General features: G+C 67.0%; 19 protein-coding genes. 6 read left to right on the top strand and 13 right to left on the bottom strand.

Annotated features, from left to right (window positions below):
- Window positions 1-109: 109 nt before the first annotated feature.
- From ASF44_RS19720 to ASF44_RS19690, 7 genes are all read right to left on the bottom strand, one after another.
- Entirely contained in the window at window positions 110-805 is a 696-nt protein-coding gene (locus ASF44_RS19720; RefSeq protein ID WP_056900951.1) for an ABC transporter ATP-binding protein, read from the bottom strand.
- A 2-nt stretch (window positions 806-807) separates the two neighbouring features.
- Entirely contained in the window at window positions 808-1,599 is a 792-nt protein-coding gene (locus tag ASF44_RS19715; RefSeq protein ID WP_056900950.1) for an ABC transporter ATP-binding protein, read from the bottom strand.
- Window positions 1,596-2,888, bottom strand: coding sequence for a branched-chain amino acid ABC transporter permease (locus ASF44_RS19710; protein WP_056900949.1), 1,293 nt, complete (start codon window positions 2,886-2,888; stop codon window positions 1,596-1,598). Before ASF44_RS19710 ends, ASF44_RS19715 begins: the two co-directional genes overlap by 4 nt.
- An 88-nt stretch (window positions 2,889-2,976) precedes the next feature.
- Window positions 2,977-4,011 carry a branched-chain amino acid ABC transporter permease gene (locus tag ASF44_RS19705; protein ID WP_056900948.1) on the bottom strand — a complete coding sequence of 345 codons (1,035 nt, stop codon included), beginning with the start codon at window positions 4,009-4,011 and terminating at the stop codon, window positions 2,977-2,979.
- 110 nt (window positions 4,012-4,121) lie between these two features.
- Window positions 4,122-5,354: a branched-chain amino acid ABC transporter substrate-binding protein gene (locus ASF44_RS19700; RefSeq protein ID WP_056900947.1), complete on the bottom strand. Its 1,233-nt coding sequence runs from the start codon at window positions 5,352-5,354 to the stop codon at window positions 4,122-4,124.
- Between the two features lie 111 nt (window positions 5,355-5,465).
- On the bottom strand, window positions 5,466-7,109 hold the full coding sequence (locus ASF44_RS19695) for a 3-(methylthio)propionyl-CoA ligase (RefSeq protein ID WP_056900946.1): 1,644 nt from the start codon (window positions 7,107-7,109) through the stop codon (window positions 5,466-5,468).
- Window positions 7,110-7,203: 94 nt separating this feature from the next.
- Window positions 7,204-8,940, bottom strand: a complete 1,737-nt coding sequence (locus tag ASF44_RS19690) for a carboxylesterase/lipase family protein (protein WP_056900945.1) — start codon at window positions 8,938-8,940, stop codon at window positions 7,204-7,206.
- A 143-nt stretch (window positions 8,941-9,083) separates the two neighbouring features.
- Between ASF44_RS19690 and ASF44_RS19685 the strand changes: the two genes are divergently transcribed.
- Genes ASF44_RS19685 through ASF44_RS19660 form a run of 6 tightly spaced genes read left to right on the top strand, consistent with a single transcriptional unit; the run spans window position 9,084 to window position 13,773 of the window.
- Window positions 9,084-10,127 (top strand): AraC family transcriptional regulator, encoded by a 1,044-nt coding sequence (locus ASF44_RS19685; protein ID WP_056900944.1) that lies wholly within the window; start codon window positions 9,084-9,086, stop codon window positions 10,125-10,127.
- Window positions 10,128-10,184: 57 nt separating this feature from the next.
- Window positions 10,185-11,672 (top strand): YdiU family protein, encoded by a 1,488-nt coding sequence (locus tag ASF44_RS19680; protein WP_056900943.1) that lies wholly within the window; start codon window positions 10,185-10,187, stop codon window positions 11,670-11,672.
- The gene (msrB, locus tag ASF44_RS19675; RefSeq protein ID WP_056900942.1) at window positions 11,669-12,079 is read left to right on the top strand and encodes a peptide-methionine (R)-S-oxide reductase MsrB; all 411 of its coding nucleotides are present in this window, start codon (window positions 11,669-11,671) and stop codon (window positions 12,077-12,079) included. The genes ASF44_RS19680 and msrB overlap by 4 nt, the downstream gene beginning before the upstream one ends.
- A gap of 4 nt (window positions 12,080-12,083) precedes the next feature.
- Window positions 12,084-12,656, top strand: a complete 573-nt coding sequence (locus ASF44_RS19670) for a septation protein A (RefSeq protein ID WP_056900941.1) — start codon at window positions 12,084-12,086, stop codon at window positions 12,654-12,656.
- On the top strand, window positions 12,656-12,973 hold the full coding sequence (locus ASF44_RS19665; protein ID WP_082524906.1) for a BolA family transcriptional regulator: 318 nt from the start codon (window positions 12,656-12,658) through the stop codon (window positions 12,971-12,973). Before ASF44_RS19670 ends, ASF44_RS19665 begins: the two co-directional genes overlap by 1 nt.
- 8 nt (window positions 12,974-12,981) lie before the next feature.
- Window positions 12,982-13,773, top strand: coding sequence for a peptidylprolyl isomerase (locus tag ASF44_RS19660; protein ID WP_056900940.1), 792 nt, complete (start codon window positions 12,982-12,984; stop codon window positions 13,771-13,773).
- A 65-nt stretch (window positions 13,774-13,838) separates the two neighbouring features.
- Here ASF44_RS19660 and ASF44_RS19655 read toward each other — a convergent pair whose 3' ends face one another.
- The 6 genes from ASF44_RS19655 to ASF44_RS19630 all read right to left on the bottom strand — a co-directional run bounded on the left by ASF44_RS19655 (window position 13,839) and on the right by ASF44_RS19630 (window position 21,730).
- Window positions 13,839-15,377, bottom strand: a complete 1,539-nt coding sequence (locus tag ASF44_RS19655) for a 2-isopropylmalate synthase (protein ID WP_056900939.1) — start codon at window positions 15,375-15,377, stop codon at window positions 13,839-13,841.
- Between the two features lie 30 nt (window positions 15,378-15,407).
- Window positions 15,408-17,120 (bottom strand): 2-isopropylmalate synthase, encoded by a 1,713-nt coding sequence (gene leuA / locus ASF44_RS19650; protein WP_056901128.1) that lies wholly within the window; start codon window positions 17,118-17,120, stop codon window positions 15,408-15,410.
- Window positions 17,121-17,325: 205 nt separating this feature from the next.
- On the bottom strand, window positions 17,326-18,141 hold the full coding sequence (pssA, locus tag ASF44_RS19645) for a CDP-diacylglycerol--serine O-phosphatidyltransferase (protein WP_056900938.1): 816 nt from the start codon (window positions 18,139-18,141) through the stop codon (window positions 17,326-17,328).
- 73 nt (window positions 18,142-18,214) lie between these two features.
- Complete coding sequence (gene ilvC / locus ASF44_RS19640) at window positions 18,215-19,231, bottom strand: ketol-acid reductoisomerase (protein WP_056900937.1); 1,017 nt, start codon at window positions 19,229-19,231, stop codon at window positions 18,215-18,217.
- Window positions 19,232-19,334: 103 nt separating this feature from the next.
- A complete protein-coding gene (gene ilvN / locus ASF44_RS19635) occupies window positions 19,335-19,826 on the bottom strand; it encodes an acetolactate synthase small subunit (RefSeq protein WP_056900936.1) in 492 nt (163 codons plus the stop codon).
- Between the two features lie 116 nt (window positions 19,827-19,942).
- Window positions 19,943-21,730, bottom strand: a complete 1,788-nt coding sequence (locus ASF44_RS19630; protein WP_056901127.1) for an acetolactate synthase 3 catalytic subunit — start codon at window positions 21,728-21,730, stop codon at window positions 19,943-19,945.
- Between the last annotated feature and the right edge of the window lie 170 nt (window positions 21,731-21,900).

Raw genomic sequence — 21,900 nt, 5'->3', positions numbered from 1 at the left:
AAGAACGAGCGTTCTTTTTTGATTCTAGAAACAGCAGTGTCGCCGTGCGCGCCGGTTTGTCCCACCGGCGACATGGTGACGAGATGTATCGACAGGCCGAGCCAGGTATTCAGACCTCCAGCCACTCCTTGCGCACGTAGGCATCGGCGCGCAGGGCCTCGGGCGTGCCCTGGAACACGATGCTGCCGTGGCCCATGACCAGGGCGCGGTCGGAGATGGTCATGGCGATGGTCAGCTTCTGCTCGATCAGCAGCACCGAGATGCCCTTGGCCTTGAGCGTCTTGAGGTACTCGCCCACGAGCTCGACGATCTTGGGCGCCAGGCCCTCGGTGGGCTCGTCGATGATGATGAGGTCGGGGTCGCCCATCAGCGTGCGGCACAGCGTGAGCATCTGCTGCTCGCCGCCGGACAGCACGCCGGCCTCTGTGTGCTGACGCTCCTTGAGCCGCGGGAACATGCCATACATGTCGTCGAAGCTCCAGCGGCTGCCCGCGCCCTTGCCCTTCTGGCCCAGCATGAGGTTCTGGTGCACGGTCAGCGTGGGGAAGATGTCGCGGTTCTCGGGCACGTAGCCCAGCCCCCGGTGCGCGATCTCGTAGGCCTTGCGGCCCAGGATGTCCTGGCCCTTCCAGTCGATGCGGCCGGTGCACTCCACCAGGCCCATGATGGCCTTGGCCGTGGTCGAGCGGCCCGAGCCGTTGCGCCCCAGCAGCGCCACGATCTCGCCCTTGCCGATCTCCAGGTTCACGCCATGCAGCACATGGCTCTTGCCGTAGAAGGCGTGCAGGTTGTCGATTTTCAGCATGGTCAATGTCCGCCTGCTTGCTGTTCCGCGAGAACCGAGCCCAGGTAGGCCTCCTGCACGCGCTGGTTGGCGCGCACCGCGTCCGGCGTGTCGAAGGCCAGCACCTCGCCATAGACCAGCACGGCGATCTTGTCGGCCAGGCCGAACACCACGCCCATGTCGTGCTCCACGGTCAGCAGCGTCTTGCCGACCGTCACATCGCGGATCAGCTGGATGAAGCGCTTGGTCTCGCTCTTGCTCATGCCGGCCGTCGGCTCGTCGAGCAGCACCACGCCGGAGCCGCCAGCGATGGTCAGGCCGATCTCCAGCGCGCGCTGCTCGGCGTAGGTCAGGTTCATGGCCAGCGCGTCGCGGCGCTTGTCCAGCTTGAGCATGTGCATGAGCTGCTCGGCGCGCTCGTTGGCGTCCTTCAGATCGGCCAGGAACTTCCAGAACGCGTAGCGGTAGCCCAGCGACCACAGCACGGCGCAGCGCAGGTTCTCGAACACCGACAGCCGCGTGAACAGGTTGGACACCTGGAAGCTGCGCGACAGCCCGCGCCGGTTGATCTCGTACGGCGCCAGGCCATCGATGCGCTGGCCGTTGAGTCGGATCTCGCCGCTGGTGGGCTTGAGCCGCCCGCTGACGAGGTTGAACAGCGTGGACTTGCCCGCGCCGTTGGGCCCGATGATGGCCACGCGCTCGCCGGCCGCGACCTTGAGTTCGGCACCGCGGATGATCTCGGTCTTGCCGAAGCTCTTGCGCAGCCCGATGAGCTCGAGCGCGTAGCCCTGGTTGGATGGGGACTCTGTCACGCGGCCTCCCGCCGTTTGATTTCCTTCTCGATCGCGGCCTGGGCCTCGCCCCAGTCGACCATGAAGCTGCGGCGGGCCACCTCGAACAGGCCGATGCCGGTGGCCAGCACGAAAAGGCAGCCGAACCAGCTGTCCACGCTGTTCACGTTCAGGTTGGCGCCCAGGAACCGCAGCTCGGGGCCCATCGCCGCGCCCAGCTGCAGGTGGTAGATCATCTCGACCATCGCCGCAGCCCCTGCCAGCAGCACGAGCGCCGTGCCGCCCAGCGCGAGGTAGGAGGTCCACAGCCGCCGCAACTGGCCGAAGGCCGCCACGCGCAGGTTCATCATGACGAGGCTGGCGATGCCGCCCGGCGCATACATCACCATGAACAGGAACACCAGGCCCAGGTAGAGCAGCCAGGCCTTGGTGAACTCGGACAGCAGCACGAAGGCCAGCACCATCAGGATGCCGCCGATGATGGGGCCGAAGAAGAAGGTGGCGCCGCCCAGGAAGGTGAAGAGCAGGTAGCCGCCCGACCGCCCGGCGCCGACCACCTCGGCCGTCACGATCTCGAAGTTCAGCGCGCCCAGGCCGCCCGCGATGCCGGCGAAGAAGCCCGCGATGATGAAGGCGATGTAGCGCACGCGGCGCGTGCTGTAGCCGATGAACTCCACGCGTTCGGCGTTGTCGCGCACGGCGTTGAGCATGCGGCCCAGCGGCGTGCGCGTGAACGCGTACATGGCCGCCACACAGACGAAGGTATAGACGGCGATCAGGTAGTACACCTGGATCTGCGGCCCGTAGGTGATGCCGAAGAAGGGCTTGCCGGCCACGCGGTCGCCGCTGACGCCGGCCTCGCCGCCGAAGAAGCCAGAGAACATCAGCGACATCGCGAACACGAGCTCGGCCATGCCCAGCGTGATCATCGCGAACGGCGTGCCGGCCTTCTTGGTGGTGACGAAGCCGAACAGCACCGCGAAGAACATCCCGGCAATGCCGCCCACGATGGGCAGCAGGCTCACCGGGATCGGCAGCATGCCGCCGCTGACCATGTTCAGCGCGTGGATCGCCACGTAGGAGCCCAGGCCGGTGTAGACCGCGTGGCCGAAGCTCAGCATGCCGCCCTGCCCCAGCAGCATGTTGTAGGACAGGCAGGCGATGATGGCGATGCCCATCTGCGACAGCATGGTGGCCGACAGGTTGCTCGTGAACAGCAGCGGTGCGACGGCCATGACGAGCGCGAACAGGCCCCAGACGACGACGCGTCCGACGTTCCAGGGTTTGAAGCTGTAGTGGGTCTTGGACATGTCAATGCCGCCCGGCCGCCCGAAGGCATTGATGCGCTCCCTCGGAGGGCAGCGGTACACGAAGTGAAGAGCGTGGGGGTTTCATGTTCTAGCCTTCGCGCGCGCCCAGCAGGCCCTTGGGCCGGAAGATCAGGATCAGCACCAGGAACAGGTACGGCAGGATCGGCGCCACCTGCGAGACGGTGAGCGTGAGCAACGCATTGCTGCTGGCCGCCGCGCCCGGCTCCATGCCCAGGCTGCGCAGCAGGCTCAGCAGCGAGCCGTCCATGGCCACCGCGAAGGTCTGGATCACGCCGATCAGGATGGACGCGAGGAACGCGCCGGACAGCGAGCCCATGCCGCCCACCACCACGACCACGAAGATGATGGAGCCGACCGTGGCCGCCATCGCCGGCTCGGTCACGAAGGTGCTGCCGCCGATCACGCCGGCCAGGCCCGCCAGCGCGGCACCGGCGCCGAACACCAGCATGAACACGCGCGGCACGTTGTGGCCCAGCGATTCCACGGCCTCCGGGTGCGTGAGCGCGGCCTGGATCACCAGGCCGATGCGCGTGCGCGTGAGCAACAGCCAGACCGCCACCAGCATCAGCACGGCCACCAGCATCATGAAGCCGCGCGTGGCCGGGAACGGCGAGCAGACCACGCGCACGGCCGCATCGGCCGCCGCGCACATCTCGGCCGGCGCCGCGCCCCAGACCAGGCGCAGGCCATCGACGGAGTGCTGCACCAGCGTGAAGGCCGGCCCGCGCAACGCAGGCGGCGGGGTGAACGGCACGGCCGTGCGGCCCCAGACCAGCTGCACGATCTCCAGGATCACGAAGGACAGGCCGAAGGTCACCAGCAGCTCGGGCACGTGGCCGTACTTGTGGACCTTGCGCAGGCACAGCCGCTCGAACAGCGAGCCGAGCACGCCCACCAGGATGGGCGCCAGCACCAGCGCCGGCCAGAAGCCGACGAGCTGCGAGACGGTGTAGCCCGCGTAGGCACCCAGCATGTAGAAGCTCGCGTGTGCGAAATTGAGCACGCCCATCATGCTGAAGATCAGCGTGAGCCCGGAGCTGAGCATGAACAGCAGCAGGCCGTAGCTCAGCCCGTTGAGCATCGAGATCGTGAAGAACTCCATCACCTCACCTTGGTGGCCACCGAAGGCCTACTGCAAAAAAGAGGCCCGAGCCAGAACCTCTGGATCGGGCCGCTGGGCGGCGCGCGGCCGCCCGCAACACCATGCACACCTCAGCCAGGCCGCTTCATCTGGCAGCTGGTGGGCGTGCTGGACACGTAGGACTCGAAGGTCTTCACCGGCACCAGCGTCATGCCGGTGTTCTCGGGGCTGTAGGGGTACTTGGCGTCGGTCTTCTGCCATACCGTGAGGTACAGCGGCTGCTGCAGCTGGTGGTCGGACTTGCGCATCTCCACGTCGCCGTTGAAGCTCTTGAACTTCAGGCCCTCCATCGCGGCCGCCACCTTGACCGGATCGGTGGACTTGGCCTTGGCCATGGCCTCGGACAGCGCGTTGTAGATGTGGATGACCGAGCCCGTGTAGAAGTCGTCCTTGAACTTGCTCTGGAACTCGTCGGCCCACTTGCCCATCTGGCCACCCATGTTGTAGTGGTTGTAGGCGATCTGGTAGACGCGGCCTGCGCCATTGGTGCCCAGCGCCGTGGGCGATCCCGTGATGCCAGCGTAGTAGGTGTAGAACTTGCCGTTGTAGCCGCCCTCGTTGGCTGCCTTGATCAGCAGGGCGAGGTCGGAACCCCAGTTGCCCGTGATCACCGTGTCGGCGCCCGATGCCTTGATCTTGGCGATGTAGGGCGCGAAGTCGCGCACCTGGGCCAGCGGATGCAGGTCTTCGCCGACCACCTGCACGTCGGGCCGCTTGCGCGCCAGGTTCTCCTTGGCGTACTTGGCGACCTGCAGGCCGTGCGAGTAGTTCTGGTTGAGCAGGTAGACCTTCTTGATGTCCGGCTGGTCCTTCATGTAGGTGGTCAGCGCCTCGATCTTCATCGAGGTGTCGGCATCGAAGCGGAAGTGCCAGTAGTTGCACTTGCTGTTGGTGAAGTCCGGGTCCACGGCGGAGTGGTTGAGGTAGACCACCTCCTTGCCCGGGTTGCGCGCGTTGTGCTTGTCGATGGCGTCGATCAGCGCCGCCGCCACCGAGGAGCCGTTGCCCTGCGTGATGTAGCGCACGCCCTGGTCCAGCGCGGCCTTCAGCGCGTTCAGGCTCTCGGCCGGGCTCAGCTTGTTGTCGAAAGGGATGACCTCGAACTTCACGCCGGCCGGGTTGTTCTGGTTGAACTTCTCGGCGAAGAACTGGAAGCTCTTGACCTGATTGTTGCCGACCGGGCCCATGAGGCCGGAGAGCGGATCGATCCAGGCGATCTTCACCGTCTCGCCCTTCTGGGCGAAGGCGCCCATCGCACAGGCCATCAGCGCGGCGGCTGCAACGATTCGTACAACTGGCTTCATTCGGTCGTCTCCTAGTGGTCTTGGAAAAAAGTGAGGGCAGGTTACAAGTCTTCTTTTGCGCCAACGCTGAGGGATTGCCCTAGGCGGTGTCGTGCGCGGCTCACTGGCCCGTCACAGGCCCGGCAGGCGGTAGTCCTTGAGCTGCTCGCGCAGGCGGGTCTTGAGCATCTTGCCGGTGGCGCCGAGCGGGATGGCGTCGACGAACACCACGTCGTCGGGGATCTGCCATTTGGCGGTCTTGCCTTCGTAGAACGCCAGCAGTTCCTCGCGGCCCACCTCGGCGTTGGGTTTCTTCACGACGACCACGATGGGCCGCTCGTCCCACTTGGGGTGGAACACGCCGATGCAGGCGGCCATCGCCACGGCCGGATGCGCCACGGCGATGTTCTCGATGTCGATGGAGCTGATCCATTCGCCGCCGGACTTGATCACGTCCTTGCTGCGGTCGGTGATCTGCATGAAGCCGTCGGCGTCGATGGTGGCCACGTCGCCGGTGGGGAACCATTCGTTGCCCTGGGCGTCGCGCACCAGCGGCGAGCCGCCCTCGCCCTTGAAGTACTCGCGCACCACCCAGGGGCCGCGCACCAGCAGGTCGCCGGCCGCCTTGCCGTCGAACGGCAGGTCTTCGCCATTGGGGCCGACGATCTTCATGTCCACGCCGTAGATCGCCCGGCCCTGCTTGAGCAGGATCTTCATCTGCTCTTCCTTGGGCAGGTCGAGATGCTTGTTCTTGAGCGTGCACAGCGTTCCGAGCGGCGACATCTCGGTCATGCCCCAGGCGTGCAGCACCTCCACGCCGTAGTCGTCGCGAAAGGCGTTGATCATGGCCGGCGGGCAGGCCGAGCCGCCGATCACCGTGCGCTTGAGCGTGGAGAACTTCAGGCCCGCCGGCTTCATGTGCATGAGCAGCATCTGCCAGACGGTGGGCACGCCGGCGGCGTAGCTGACCTTCTCGGCCTCGATGAGCTCGTAGATCGACTTGCCGTCCATCGCCGGGCCGGGGAACACCAGCTTGGCGCCCGTGAGTGCGGCGGAGTACGGAATGCCCCAGGCGTTGACGTGGAACATCGGCACGACCGGCAGGATGGCGTCACGCGCGCTGATGCCCATCACGTCGGGCAGCGCGGCGGCATACGCGTGCAGCGTGGTCGAGCGGTGGCTGTACAGCGCGGCCTTGGGGTTGCCCGTGGTGCCGCTCGTGTAGCACATGCTCGAGGCGGTGTTCTCGTCGAACACGGGCCACTGGTAGGTGCCGGGCTTGTCGGCCAGCCAGGCCTCGTAGCTCTGCAGGCCGGGGATGCCGCTGTCCTGCGGCAGCTTGTCGGCATCGCACAGCGCCACCCAGTGCCTGACCGTGGGGCACTTGGCATGCACGGCCTGCACCAGCGGCAAGAAGCTGAGGTCGAAGCACAGCACCTGGTCTTCGGCGTGGTTGGCGATCCAGGCGATCTGCTCGGGGTGCAGGCGCGGGTTGATGGTGTGCAGCACGCGGCCGGAGCCGCTCACGCCGAAGTACAGCTCCAGGTGGCGGTAGCCGTTCCAGGCCAGCGTGGCAACGCGGTCGCCGAAGCCCAGCTGCCATGCGTCCAGGCCGCCCGCGACCTGGCGCGCACGCCGCGCCACGTCGCGCCAAGCGTAGCGGTGGATGTCGCCTTCCACGCGCCGCGAGACGATCTCGCCGTCGCCATGGTGGCGCTCGGCGAAGTCGATCAACGAAGAGATCAGAAGGGGTTGGTTCTGCATCAGACCCAGCATGGCTATGGCTCCCAGGAACGCTTGTTTTCAACAGGCGTGCATCGTAATGGCACGACCGTTCGGTATTTACCCGTACGCCCTGCGGCGCGGATGGTCACTGCGCCGAGATGCGCAGGGCGGTCGGTGTCGCATCCAGCAGCAGCTTCGATGGCCAGGGCGACCAGCTGGCGCCCAGCGCCGTGGCGTTCGGGTTGCCCGTGCGCATGAAGGCGCCCAGGCTGGCCATCAACGCGTTCGACAGCGCGAGGCGGCCCGCGCGGTTGGCCGTGCCGCCCACCACCTGGCCGACCACCGAGGGGCCGAAGTTGCCGAACAGGAAGGCCAGGTCGAAGGCATGGGCGGCACCGTACACCTCGTTCCAGGGGTAGGCCTCCTGCGCCCAGTCGAAGCGGTATTGCCACAGCTGGGGCTGCCGGGCGCTTAGCGTGGACAGCAGGTTCTGGCTGTTGGCCTCGAACAGGAGCCTGGTGATGAGCCCGGTGCGCGCGTCGTAGCCCGTGGCGGGCGTGGCCACCGGCAGGTACGACGCATCGACGATGTCGGCGGTGGTGAGCGACGTGGCCGCATCGGGGTCGAAGCGGGCCATCATGAGGAAGCGGGTGGCGTCGTCGACGATGTAGCTGGGCCTGCCGCCGAACAGCGGCAGCAGCCCGCCGAACAGCTTGCCTTCGTCGCGCGTGTTGCCGATCAGTGTGGGCACGTTGACATGCTGGCCGGCCGCGATGGTGGCGATAGGGTCGGTCGGCACGACCGTGCCGTCCGGGATGGGGTTGCCCGTGTTCAGGCCCTTGGCGAGCGCGGTCGCCAGCACGGCCTTGCCATCCTTGCCGCGCAGGTAGTCGGCGACCTGCGCGGCCGTGCGCGTGGCCACGTAGGTCCTGGCCGCGGCCAGGTCGGCGGCCGTGCCGTCGGCCACGAGCAGGTTCAGCAGGACCAGCTCGCCCTGCGCCTGCCAAGTCGCGAGCGGGCTCAGGGCAGGCGAGGTGCCGGCCGGCAGGTTGCTGGCCAGCGAGATGCCGCCGCTCAGCGCGACGATCTTGTGGAACAGGCCCTTGGCCATGGGCGAGGTCATCACGGCCAGCACGTTGTTCGCGCCGGCCGATTCGCCGGAGACGGTGATGTTGTCGGCGTCGCCGCCGAAGGCCGCGGCGTTGCCGCGCAACCAGCGCAGCGCCGCCATGTTGTCGAGCAGCGCGAAGTTGCCCGAGTCGTCGCCGGCCGTACCGCCGACCCGCAGCTGCGGCAGGTTCAGGAAGCCCAGCACGCCGAGCCGGTAGTTGGCCGTGACCACCACGGCGTTGGCGGCTTTGGCCAGCGCGGCGCCGTCGTAGAGCGGGTCGGCCGTGTAGCCCGAGATGTTGCTGCCGCCGTGGATGAACAACAGCACGGGCAGCTTGGCCTCGCCCGTGGCCGGGCGCCAGATGTTGAGCGTGAGGCAGTCTTCGCTGCCCAACGGCTGGCCCATGGTGCTGGCGATGGTCTCGTCGAAGCGGTTGTTGGCGCCGGGGCCGAACATGCGGCCGATCTGCAGGCAGGCGGGGCCGAAGCTGTCGGCCGCGCGCACGCCGGCCCAGCGTGCGGGCTCCACCGGCGCGCGCCAGCGCAGCGCCCCAACGGGCGGCTCGGCGTAGCGCACGCCCTTCCAGGCCCAGGTGCCGTTGCGTGCGCTGTCGTCGATGCCCTGGAGCTTGCCGGCGGCCGTGGTGCGCAGCGTGGGGCCGTCGTCGTCGGACGAGCCGCCGCAGCCGGCGAGCGCGGCGCAGGCGGCCAGGACCAGCGCGGCGCCTGCGCGCTGCACACACCAAGGGAGGGATGGAAGGGCTGTACGCATGCTTGTCTCCTGTCCGGTCGTTCGGGGTTATTCGCGATGCACGCGCGGCGGACCCTCGTCCATACTGCGCCGCTTCGGGCCGTTGCCAGGAAAAGTCTAGAAGGCCCCCGCTCGAGTACCGCTATCGCAAGCGCGCCAAATCCATGACTTCAGGAACCACGCGGACCGCCCTTCCCTACCTGCCCGTGCGCACCAGCTCGGCTGCGTGGTTGACCGGCGTGCTGACCATGTTCGAGTCCGAGGGCCTGGATGTGCCTGCGCTGCTGCGCGATGCCGGCTTCGACGCTGCCACGCTGCACCGGCAGAACGCACGCATCCCGGTCGACCAGGTCACGCGCCTGTGGCAGCTGGCCGTGGCGCGCGCGGGCAAGCCCACGCTGGGCCTGCAGCGCAGCCTGGCCGCCACCCACAGCAACACCGGCACCGTGGGCCATGTGATGAGCTGCAGCCCGGACCTGGGCCGCGCGCTGGCCCATCTGGCGCGCTACATGGCCGTGATCTCGGACGCCACGGCCTTCTCGCTGCAGGCCGACGCGCGCGGCTGCTGGCTCTCGACCGCGCACACCGGCGGCACGCTGCCGATCCCGCGCCAGCGCGTGGAGTACGCGATGCTGGCCACGCTGATGCTGTGCCAGTGGCTCACGCGCAGGGAGTTCGATCCGCTGGTGGTGGAGCTGGCCGACGCGCAGCCCGCGGACGACCGGGCGCAGCGCACCGCCTTCGGCTGCCCGCTGCGCTTCGGCGCGCCGGCCAACCGCATGCTGATCGCGCACCGCGACCTGCGCCGCCCGATCCCCACCTGCGACGCGGAACTCGCCGGCATGCTGGAGTCCTTGCTGGACAAGCAGCTGGCCGGCCTGGGCCAGACCAGCATGGCCCAGCGCGTGCGCGCCGAGATCGCACGCCTGCTGGACCAAGGCGAGCCGCGCCGCGAGGTCGTCGCCAAGGGCCTGGGCCTGGCCGAACGCACGCTGCAGCGCCGGCTGCAGGAGGAGCAGGTGTCCTACCAGGCGCTGCTCGACAGCACCCGGCACGAGCTGGCCCAGCAGTACCTGGCCGAGCAGCGCCACAGCCTGGCCGATGTGTCCGACCTGCTGGGCTATGTGGACAGCAGCAACTTCCACCGCGCCTGCAAGCGCTGGTTCGGCGTGCCGCCGGCCCAGTACCGCGCGCGCCTGGGCTGCTGACACCGCCGGGGTAGCCCCTGGCGGCCGGGGTTTCCCGGCCTGCCCGACAATCGGGCCATGCGCCCAACTTCCGACGCCGTCCTGGCCGACCCCGCGCCCATCGCCTGGCGCGAGGGCTTTGCCGACCTGGGGCCGGCCTTCGTCACGCGCCTGCAGCCCACGCCCCTGCCCGCCCCGTACTGGGTCGGCCGCAGCGACGCCGTGGCCGCGCAACTGGGCCTGGATGCCGGCTGGTTCGCGTCCGACGCCGCGCTGCAGGCCTTCACGGGCAACCAGCTGCTCCCCGGCAGCGCGCCCTATGCCAGCGTCTACAGCGGCCACCAGTTCGGCGTCTGGGCCGGCCAGCTCGGCGACGGCCGCGCCATCGGCCTGGGCGAGACCGCAGGCGGCCTGGAGTTGCAGCTCAAGGGCGCGGGGCGCACGCCCTACTCGCGCATGGGCGACGGCCGGGCCGTGCTGCGCTCGTCGATCCGCGAATTCCTGTGCAGCGAGGCCATGGCCGGCCTGGGCATCGCCACCACGCGCGCGCTGTGCGTGACGGGATCGGACGCACCCGTGCGGCGCGAGACGCTGGAGACGGCGGCCGTGGTCACGCGCGTGGCGCCCAGCTTCGTCCGGTTCGGCCACTTCGAGCATTTCGCGGCCAGCGGCGACCACGCATCGCTGCGCGCACTGGCCGACCACGTGGTCGACCGCCACTACCCGCAGTGCCGGGCGCAGGCCGAGGACTTCGGCGGCAACGCGTACGCTGCGCTGCTGCGCGCGGTGACGCAGCGCACCGCGGCCATGCTGGCGCAGTGGCAGGCCGTGGGCTTTTGCCATGGCGTGATGAACACGGACAACATGAGCATCCTGGGGCTGACCATCGACTACGGCCCGTTCCAGTTCCTCGACGCCTTCGACCCGGGCCACATCTGCAACCACAGCGACACCCAGGGCCGCTACGCCTTCAACCGCCAGCCCAACGTGGCCTACTGGAACCTGTTCTGCCTGGGCCAGGCGCTGCTGCCCCTGATCGAGGACCAGGAGCTGGCCCTGGCGGCGCTGGAGCACTACAAGACCGACTTCCCGCAGGCGCTGGAGGCGGCCATGCGCGCCAAGCTGGGCCTGGCGCAGCCGCAGGACGACGACCGTGCACTGGTCGAGGCCACGCTGCAGCTGCTGGCCAGCCAGCGCGTGGACCACACCATCTTCTGGCGCCGGCTGTCCGACGCCGTGGCCGCGGGCATGGCGCTCACGCCCGTGCGCGACCTGTTCCTGGACGGCGCCGCGTTCGACGGCTGGGCCACGCTCTACCAGCGCCGCATGGCCGGCTGCGCGCTGGACCAGGCCGGGGCGGGCATGCGTGCCGCCAATCCCAGGTTCGTGCTGCGCAACCACCTGGCCGAGCAGGCCATCCGCCGCGCGCATGCCAAGGACTTCTCGGAAGTCGAACGCTTGCACCGGCTGCTGCAGACCCCATATGACGAGCACCCCGGCTGCGAAGCCGATGCCGACTTCCCGCCCGACTGGGCATCCTCCATCGAGATCAGCTGTTCCTCATGACCCGACCCGTTGAGAAAACCGACGCCGAATGGCGTGCGCTGCTCGCGCAGAAAGGCGCCGAGCCGGCCGCCTACCAGGTCACCCGCCACGCGGCGACCGAACGCCCCTACACCGGCAAGTACGAACAGCACTGGGCCGACGGAAGCTACCACTGCGTCTGCTGCGGCGCCAAGTTGTTCGACTCCGGCACCAAGTTCGACGCCGGCTGCGGCTGGCCCAGCTTCTCGCAGGAGGCCGTGCCCGGCGCCATCGAGGAGATCGTCGACCGCAGCCACGGCATGGTGCGCACCGAGACCGTGTGCGCCAGCTGCGGCGCCCACCTGGGCCACGTGTTCCCCGACGGCCCGACGCCCACCGGCCTGCGCTACTGCATGAATTCGGCTTCGCTGCAGTTCGAGGACAAGTGAGCCCATGAAGATCCTGCTCGACTTCCTGCCGATCCTGCTGTTCTTCGGCGCCTACAAGCTCTACGGCATCTACGTGGGCACCGCAGTGCTGATGGCCGCCACGGTGGTGCAGATGGGCGTGACCTACGCGCAGGAACGCAAGCTGCAGACCATGCAGAAGGCCACGCTGGCCCTGGTGCTCGTGTTCGGCACCCTGACCCTGGTGCTGCAGGACGAACGCTTCATCAAGTGGAAGCCCACCGTGCTGTACGCGGCCATGGCGGTGGCGCTGGCCGTCACGGTCTGGGTGTTCCGGAAGAACTTCCTCAAGATGGTGCTGGGCAGCCAGCTCGAACTGCCCGATGCCGTGTGGATGCGGTTGAACTGGGCCTGGGTGCTGTATTGCCTGTTCATGTCGGTCGTGAACGGCTACGTGGCCTACTACTTCAGCACCGACGCCTGGGTCGACTTCAAGCTCTGGGGCTACGTGTTCCCGCTGGCCTTCATCATCGGCCAGGGCCTGTATGTGTCGCGCCACCTCCAGTCCGACGGCGAAGCGGGTGACGCCGCCGAGGTCGAATCCAAGGAGCCGCGCTGATGGCGACCGCCACCGACATGGCGCAGGCGCTGCGTGCGGCACTGGGCCCCACGCAGCTCGAAGTGCTGGACGAAAGCGCCGACCATGCAGGCCACGCGGGCGCAGGGCCGCACCCCTACGGCACGCATTTCCGCGTGCGCATCGCCTCGCCACAGTTCGCCGGACTGTCGCGCGTGGCGCAGCATCGCCTTGTGTATGATCCGCTGCGCCAAATGATCACCCAGGGCGTGCACGCCATAGCCATCGAAATTATTCCGCACGTGCACCCGGCCGCAACGCCATCGTCGCTCCAGGCCCCGCCCTCCCAAAACTCTTGAGGAAACACATGAAGAAGTCTCTGTATTCCGCAGTTGCGGCAGCGCTCGTGCTGGGTGCCGTCAGCCTGCCCTCGTTCGCGCAGAACGTGGCTGTCGTCAACGGCAAGGCCGTGCCCAAGGCCCGCGTGGATGCGCTGGCCGAGCAGATGGCGCGTGCCGGCCGTCCGGTCACGCCCGACCAGGAAGGCCAGCTGCGCGAGGAAGTCATCATGCGCGAGATCTTCATGCAGGAAGCGCAGAAGCGCGGCCTGGATGCCTCGCCCGACTTCCAGGCCCAGATGGATTTCGCCCGCCAGTCGCTGCTGGTGCGTGAGCTGCTGGTGGACTACCAGAAGACCCACCCCGTGACCGACGCCGAGATCCAGGCCGAGTACGACAAGGTCAAGGCCGCCAATTCCAGCGAAGGCAAGGAATACAAGGCCCAGCACATCCTGGTCGAGAAGGAAGCCGACGCCAAGGCCATCATCGCCAGCCTCAAGAAGGGCGCGAAGTTCGAGGACATCGCCAAGAAGCAGTCCAAGGACCCCGGATCCGGCGCCAACGGCGGCGACCTGGGCTGGGCCAACCCGGCCGGCTACGTCAAGGAATTCGGCGACGCGCTGGTCAAGCTCAAGAAGGGCCAGACCACGGATGTGCCCGTCAAGACCCAGTTCGGCTACCACGTCATCCGCCTGAACGACGAGCGCCAGCAGGAGTTCCCGCCGCTGGAACAGGTCAAGCAGCAGATCGGCCAGCAGCTGCAACAGCAGAAGATGCAGCAGTACCAGCAGGAACTGCGCGCCAAGGCCAAGGTCGAGTAACCGCCCTGCCCCCAAAGAAAACGGCCTCCCTCGGGAGGCCGTTCTGCTTTCGGTGGCCGCCGCGGTCAGCCCTGGGCTGCGACGCGCTCGGCCTTGCTGTACAGCTTGTTCAAGGCCGACAGGTAGGCCTTGGCCGAGGCCACGACGATGTCGGGATCGGCGCCCACGCCATTGACCACGCGGCCGCTGTTCTGCAGCCGCACCGTGACCTCGCCCTGGCTCTCGGTCGAGCCGCTGATGGCGTTGACCGAATACAGCACCATCTCGGCGCCGCTGTGGACATGCGATTCGATGGCCTTGAGCGAAGCGTCGACCGGGCCGTTGCCGTCGGACGTGCCGCGCACCTCCTGGCCCTGGGCCGTGAACACCACCTCGGCCTGCGGCCGCTCGCCGGTCTCGCTGTGCTGCTTGAGCGAGACGAAGACGTACTGCTCCTGCTCGTGCGCCACGCTCTCCTCGCTGACCAGCGCCAGGATGTCCTCGTCGAAGATCTCGCTCTTGCGGTCGGCCAGGTCCTTGAAGCGCGCGAAAGCGGCGTTGATGTCGGCCTCGCTCTCCATCTGCACGCCCAGGTCTTGCAAGCGCTGCTTAAAGGCGTTGCGACCCGAGAGCTTGCCCAGCACGATCTTGTTGGCGCTCCAGCCCACGTCTTCGGCGCGCATGATCTCGTAGGTGTCGCGCGCCTTGAGCACGCCGTCCTGGTGGATGCCCGAGGCATGGGCGAAGGCGTTGGCGCCGACCACGGCCTTGTTGGGCTGCACCACGAAGCCGGTGGTCTGGCTGACCATGCGGCTCGCCGCCACGATGTGCTCGGTGGCGATGTTCAGGTCGAGGCCGAAGTAGTCGCGGCGCGTCTTCACGGCCATCACCACCTCTTCCAGCGAGCAGTTGCCCGCGCGCTCGCCCAGGCCGTTGATGGTGCATTCCACCTGCCGCGCGCCGCCGATCTTCACGCCGGCCAGCGAGTTGGCCACGGCCATGCCCAGGTCGTTGTGGCAGTGCACGGACCAGACCGCCTTGTCGCTGTTCGGGATGCGCTGGCGCAGGTCCAGGATGAAGTTGCCGTAGAGCTCGGGGATGGCGTAGCCGACCGTGTCGGGCACGTTGATGGTGGTGGCGCCCTCCTTGATCACCTCTTCGATCACGCGGCACAGGAAATCCGGGTCGCTGCGGTAGCCATCCTCGGGGCTGAACTCGATGTCGCCGACCAGGTTGCGCGCGAAGCGCACCGACTGGCGTGCCTGCTCGAACACCTGGTCGGGTGTCATGCGCAGCTTCTTCTCCATGTGCAGCGGCGAGGTCGCGATGAACACGTGGATGCGCGCACGGGCCGCGTCCTTGAGCGCTTCGGCCGAGCGCGCGATGTCGCGGTCGTTGGCGCGCGAGAGCGAGCAGATCGTCGACTCGCGCACCGCTCGGGCGATCGCCTGCACGCACTCGAAGTCCCCGTTCGAGCTGGCCGCGAAACCCGCCTCGATCACATCGACCTTGAGCCGCTCGAGCTGGCGCGCGATGCGCAGCTTTTCGTCGCGCGTCATCGAGGCGCCCGGCGATTGCTCGCCGTCGCGCAAGGTGGTGTCGAAGATGATCAGTTGTTCGCCCATCGTGGTCTCCTGGTCGTGCAGGCGCCGTGCTCAGCGCGCCACTGCGGCGGCTTCCGGCTCCGCGGTCGCATTGTGCTGCCCGCGGGTACCCCGCTGCAGGCCGGACACGATGGCCTTGAGCGAGGCCGACACGATGTTCGCGTCGATGCCCACGCCGAACAGCGTTCGGCCGTCGTCCACGCGCAGTTCGAGGTAGGCCACGGCCTTGGCGTTCGCGCCGGCGCCGATGGCATGCTCGTGGTAGTCCATCACGCGCACGCTGCGGCCCGTGGCCCGCTGCAGGCCGTCGACGAAGGCGTCGATCGGGCCGGTGCCGCGCCCCTGGATCTGCACCGGCTGGCCGGCGAAGACCAGGTCGGCCGAGAGTTCGACCTCGGTCGTGTCACCGGCACCGCGCTGCTCGGTCAGGCGGTGCTGCGGCGCCGCCACGTCGTGCAGGCCATATTCCTTCTCGAACAGCATCCACAGGTCGTGCGCCGTGAGTTCCTTGCCCTCGGCATCCATGACGCCCTGCACCACCTGGCTGAATTCGATCTGCAGGCGGCGCGGCAATTCCAGGCCGAACTCGCTTTCGAGCAGGTAGGAGATGCCGCCCTTGCCCGACTGGCTGTTCACGCGGATGACGGCCTCGTAGGTGCGGCCAAGGTCCTTGGGGTCGATGGGCAGGTAGGGCACGTTCCAGATGTCGCCTTCCTTGCGCGCCGAGAAGACCTTCTTGATCGCGTCCTGGTGCGAGCCGGAGAACGAGGTGTAGACCAGGTCGCCCACGTACGGGTGGCGCGGGTGCACGGGCAGCTGGTTGCAGTGTTCGACCACGCGGCGGATCTCGTCGATCTCGGAGAAGTCGAGCTGCGGCGCCACGCCCTGTGTGTAGAGGTTCAGCGCCACGTTGACGATGTCCAGGTTGCCCGTGCGCTCGCCGTTGCCGAACAAACAGCCTTCGAGGCGATCGGCCCCGGCCATCACGGCGAACTCGGCGGCCGCCGTGCCCGTGCCGCGGTCGTTGTGCGGGTGCACGGACAGCACGATGGCATCGCGGCGCGCGAGGTTGCGGTGCATCCACTCGATCATGTCGGCAAAGATGTTCGGCGTGGAGTGCTCCACCGTGGACGGCAGGTTGATGATGCACTTGCGCTCGGGCGTGGGCTGCCAGACCTCGGTCACGGCATCGACGACGCGCTTGGAGAACGCCAGCTCGGTGCCGGAGAACATCTCGGGCGAGTACTGGAAGGTCCACTGCGTTGCGGGCTGGCGTGCGGCCAGGTCCTGGAACATGCGGGCCTGGGCCGTGGCGAGCGCCACGATGCCGTCCTCGTCCATGCCCAGCACCACGCGGCGCATGATGGGCGCGCAGGCGTTGTACAGGTGCACGATGGCGCGCTTGGCGCCTTGCAAGGATTCGAAGGTGCGCTCGATGAGGTGCTCGCGCGCCTGGGTCAGCACCTGGATCGTCACGTCCTCGGGGATCAGGTCCTCCTCGATGAGCTTGCGCACGAAGTCGAACTCGGTCTGCGATGCCGAGGGAAAGCCGACCTCGATCTCCTTGAAGCCGATCTTGACCAGCGCCTGGAACATCTGCAGCTTGCGCGCGCCGTCCATGGGCTCGATCAGCGCCTGGTTGCCGTCGCGCAGGTCGGTGGAGAGCCAGATCGGCGCCTGGGTGATCTGGGCATCGGGCCAGGTGCGGTCGGTCAGGCGCACCGGTTGAAAGGCGGCGTACTTGCTGGCAGGGTTCTTCAACATCATGCGGATCCTCGAGAGTGGTCAAACAACACCAGCAAACCCAAAAAGAAAAACGGCCCGTTGCTGGTGCAAACGGGCCGTTTCGACAAAAGTTGCGCGCGCGCTACCGTCTCCGCCCGTAGGGGTTGATTAGTAGGGCTAGCGCGAAATTTTGCATGGCGCGGACTCTAGCACAGATGCGCGGCGCGCTTTGCAACCAGCTGTCTCATTTGTGCAGGCCGCGCTCGTCCGGTTCGTCGGTCGACGTGCTGATCACGCTGGTCTGGTGGCCTTTGGCCTTGCGCCAGCCGTAGACGGCATAGCCGCTGAAGCCGTAGACCACGAACAGACCGAACATCACGATGGGCGGGTGGATGTTGACGATGGCGATGCCCAGCGCGATCAGCACGATCACGACGAAGGGCACGCTCTTCTTCATCTGCACGTCCTTGAAGCTGTAGAACGGCACGTTGGTCACCATGGTCAGGCCCGCGTACAAGGCCAGCCCAAACATGATCCAGGTCACGTCGGTGCGCGGCACTTCGAGTTCGGTCATGAGCCAGATGAAGCCCGTGACCAACGCTGCGGCTGCAGGCGACGGCAGGCCCTGGAACCAGCGCTTGTCGACCACGCCCGTGTTGACGTTGAAGCGGGCCAGCCGCAGTGCGGCGCAGGCACAGTACACGAAGGCCGCGATCCAGCCCCAGCGCCCGGCACCGCGCAGCGTCCACTCGTAGGCGATCAGGGCCGGCGCGGCGCCGAAGGACACCATGTCGGACAGCGAATCCATCTGCTCGCCGAAGGCGCTCTGGGTGTTCGTCATGCGGGCCACGCGGCCGTCCAGGCTGTCGAGCACCATGGCGCAGAACACGCCGACCGAGGCCAGGTCGAAGCGGTTGTTCATGGCCATCACGACGGCGTAGAAACCGCCGAACAAGGCGGCCAGCGTGAACAGATTCGGCAGGACATAGATGCCCTTGCGCCGCTTGCGCGGCGTGGGCTCGTCCTGGACGATCAGTGCGGATTCGTTGCCATCGTGCATGCGGCGAGTGTAGTGGAGCGCTACCAATGAAAAAGGCCACCGGAGTGGCCTTGCGAGACGCGTGGAATGGCGCTCAGTTGCGGGTCTGGTCGACCAGCTTGTTCTTCTTGATCCAGGGCATCATGGCGCGCAGCTGCTCGCCCACCACCTCGATCTGGTGCTCGGCGTTCAGGCGACGGCGGCTGATCAGTGCAGGCTGGCCAGCGGCGGCTTCGAGCACGAAGCTCTTGGCGTATTCGCCGGTCTGGATGTCCTTCAGGACCTGCTTCATGACCTTCTTGGTCTCGTCGGTCACGATGCGCGGGCCGGTCACGTACTCGCCGTACTCGGCGTTGTTCGAGATCGAGTAGTTCATGTTGGCGATGCCGCCTTCGTAGATCAGGTCCACGATCAGCTTGAGCTCGTGCAGGCACTCGAAGTAGGCCATCTCGGGCGCGTAACCGGCTTCCACCAGCGTCTCGAAGCCGGCCTTGATCAGCTCGACGGTGCCGCCGCACAGAACGGCCTGCTCGCCGAACAGGTCGGTCTCGGTTTCTTCGCGGAAGTTGGTCTCGATGATGCCGGCACGGCCGCCACCGTTGGCCATGGCGTACGACAGGGCCAGGTCACGCGCCTTGCCCGACTTGTCCTGGTGCACCGCCACGAGGTGGGGCACGCCACCGCCTTGGGTGTAGGTGCCGCGCACGGTATGGCCAGGGGCCTTGGGGGCAACCATCCACACGTCGAGGTCGGCGCGCGGCTGCACGAAGCCGTAGTGCACGTTGAAGCCGTGGGCGAACACCAGCGAGGCGCCTTGCTTGATGTGGGGTGCCACGTCGTTCTTGTAGACGCTGGCGATCTGCTCGTCGGGCAGCAGGATCATGACGACGTCGGCGGCCTTCACGGCCTCGGCGACTTCGGCCACTTGCAGGCCGGCCTTCTCGACCTTGCTCCAGGAGGCGCCGCCCTTGCGCAGACCGACCAGCACCTTGACGCCGCTGTCGTTCAGGTTCTGCGCGTGCGCATGGCCTTGGCTGCCGTAGCCGATGATGGTGACGGTCTTGCCCTTGATCAGGGAGAGGTCACAGTCCTTGTCGTAGAAAACCTTCATTGTCTTTGCTCCAAATGGTTCAGGCGAATTGCCGACGGCAGCCTCGCAAGTCGCGATCCGCCCGCGCCGAGCCTGCCAGCACGCGCGCGCGGATGCTTTGTGATCAGACGCGCAGGATGCGCTCGCCGCGGCCGATGCCGCTGGCGCCAGTGCGCACGGTCTCGAGGATCGCGCTGCGCTCGATGGCTTCGAGGAAGGCGTCGTTCTTGCCCTGGTCGCCGGTCAGCTCGATGGTGTAGCTCTTCTCGGTCACGTCGATGATGCGGCCGCGGAAGATGTCGGCCATGCGCTTCATCTCCTCGCGCTCCTTGCCGACCGCGCGCACCTTGACCATCATGAGTTCACGCTCCGTGTAGGCGCCCTCGGTCAGGTCGACGACCTTGACCACCTCGATGAGCCGGTTCAGGTGCTTGGTGATCTGCTCGATCACGTCGTCCGAACCGGTGGTCTGGATCGTCATGCGCGACAGGCTGGCGTCCTCGGTGGGCGCCACGGTCAGCGATTCGATGTTGTAGCCGCGGGCCGAGAACAGGCCCACGACGCGGGAAAGTGCGCCGGCTTCGTTTTCCAGCAGCACTGCGATGATGTGTTTCATGGTGGCGGATTCCTCTTTTCGCCGCCCTCCCCCGCGCACGGTAATGCGCGGGCTTGGCGGGCAATAGATTCGTCGTTGAAGGGGCCTGGCCCTGGCGGGCCAGGCGATGCGACCGTTTACAGGTCTTCGGAGCCCAGCAGCATCTCGGTGATGCCCTTGCCGGCCTGGACCATGGGGAACACGTTTTCCGTGGGGTCGGTACGGAAGTCCATGAACACCGTGCGGTCCTTGAGCTTGCGTGCCTCGCGCAGCGCGGGCTCCACGTCCTGCGGCCGCTCGATCAGCATGCCGACGTGGCCATAGGCCTCGGCCAGCTTCACAAAGTTGGGCAGCGCATCCATGTAGCTGCTGCTGTAGCGGCTGGAGTACTCGATCTCCTGCCACTGGCGCACCATGCCCAGGTAGCGGTTGTTGAGCGAGAGAATCTTGATCGGCGTGTTGTACTGCAGGCAGGTGGAGAGCTCCTGGATGCACATCTGCACCGAGCCTTCACCGGTCACGCAGAACACCTCGGCCTCGGGCTTGGCCAGCTTGATGCCCATGGCATAGGGGATGCCGACCCCCATGGTGCCCAGGCCGCCGGAGTTGATCCAGCGGCGCGGCTCGTCGAAACGGTAGTACTGCGCGGCCCACATCTGGTGCTGGCCGACGTCGGACGTGACGTAGGTTTCCACGTCCTTGGTCATGTTCCACAGCGTCTCGATGACGTATTGCGGCTTGATCACGTCGCCGGCGCCACGGCTGTACTTGAGGCAGTCGCGCTTGCGCCAGACCTCGATCTGCTCCCACCAGCTGGCCAGAGCGCCGCCGTCGGGCTTGATCTCGGACTCGCGGATCATCGCGATCAGCTCGGTCAGAACGTCCTTCACATCGCCCACGATGGGGATGTCCACGCGCACGCGCTTGGAGATGCTCGACGGATCGATGTCGATGTGGATGATCTTGCGTTCGTTCTGCGCGAAGTGCTTGGGGTTGCCGATCACGCGGTCGTCGAACCGTGCGCCGACGGCCAGCAGCACGTCGCAGTTCTGCATCGCGTTGTTGGCTTCCAGCGTGCCGTGCATGCCCAGCATGCCCAGGAACTTGCGGTCCGACGCCGGGTAGGCGCCCAGGCCCATGAGCGTGTTGGTGACGGGATAGCCCAGCATGTCCACCAGCGTGCGCAGCTCGTTGGTGGCGTTGCTCAGCAGCACACCGCCGCCGGTGTAGATGTAGGGGCGCTTGGCCGTCAGCAGCAGCTGCAAGGCCTTGCGGATCTGGCCGCCGTGGCCCTTGCGCACGGGGTTGTACGAGCGCATCTCCACGGTCTCGGGATAGCCGCTGTACAGCGCCTTCTTGAACGAGACGTCCTTGGGAATATCAACCACCACCGGGCCGGGCCGGCCGGTACGCGCGATGTGGAAGGCCTTCTTGACCGTCATGGCCAGGTCGCGCACGTCCTTGACCAGGAAGTTGTGCTTGACGATAGGGCGCGTGATGCCGACCGTGTCGCATTCCTGGAAGGCATCGAGGCCGATCGCCGGCGTCGGCACCTGGCCGGTGATGATGACCATCGGAATGCTGTCCATGTAGGCCGTGGCGATGCCGGTGACGGCATTGGTCACACCGGGACCCGAGGTCACCAGTGCAACGCCCACGTCGCCCGTGGCGCGCGCATAGCCATCGGCGGCATGCACTGCGGCCTGCTCATGGCGCACCAGCACGTGCTGGATGGTGTCCTGCTTGTAGAACGCGTCGTAGATGTAGAGCACCGCACCGCCGGGATAGCCCCAGACGTGCTTGACGTTCTCGGCTTGCAGCGACTTGATGAGGATCTCGGCGCCCATCAGTTCCTGGGGACCGGATTGCGCGAGGGGGGAGGATGCGGCAGCTGCCGACTTGATTTCGGCTTTGGAGATTTCCATGATCAACCTTTGTGAATTTCTCTGACGAAATACCTTGGGTGCCCCTTGGCGCTCTCTTGTGGAGAGGCATCGGGACTTAAGGCCAGGACCATGGGCGAGATGCTTGCAGCGCCGGATCGTGACCCGTTTGCTTTTTTGACGAGCGGCCGGATTATCAACGATTTTTCACG

This window comes from Pseudorhodoferax sp. Leaf274 (assembly GCF_001422445.1).
Lineage (GTDB): Bacteria > Pseudomonadota > Gammaproteobacteria > Burkholderiales > Burkholderiaceae_C > Pseudorhodoferax.
Note: the sequence above shows the minus strand (reverse complement) of the source record. Positions and strands in the feature narration are given on the sequence as shown.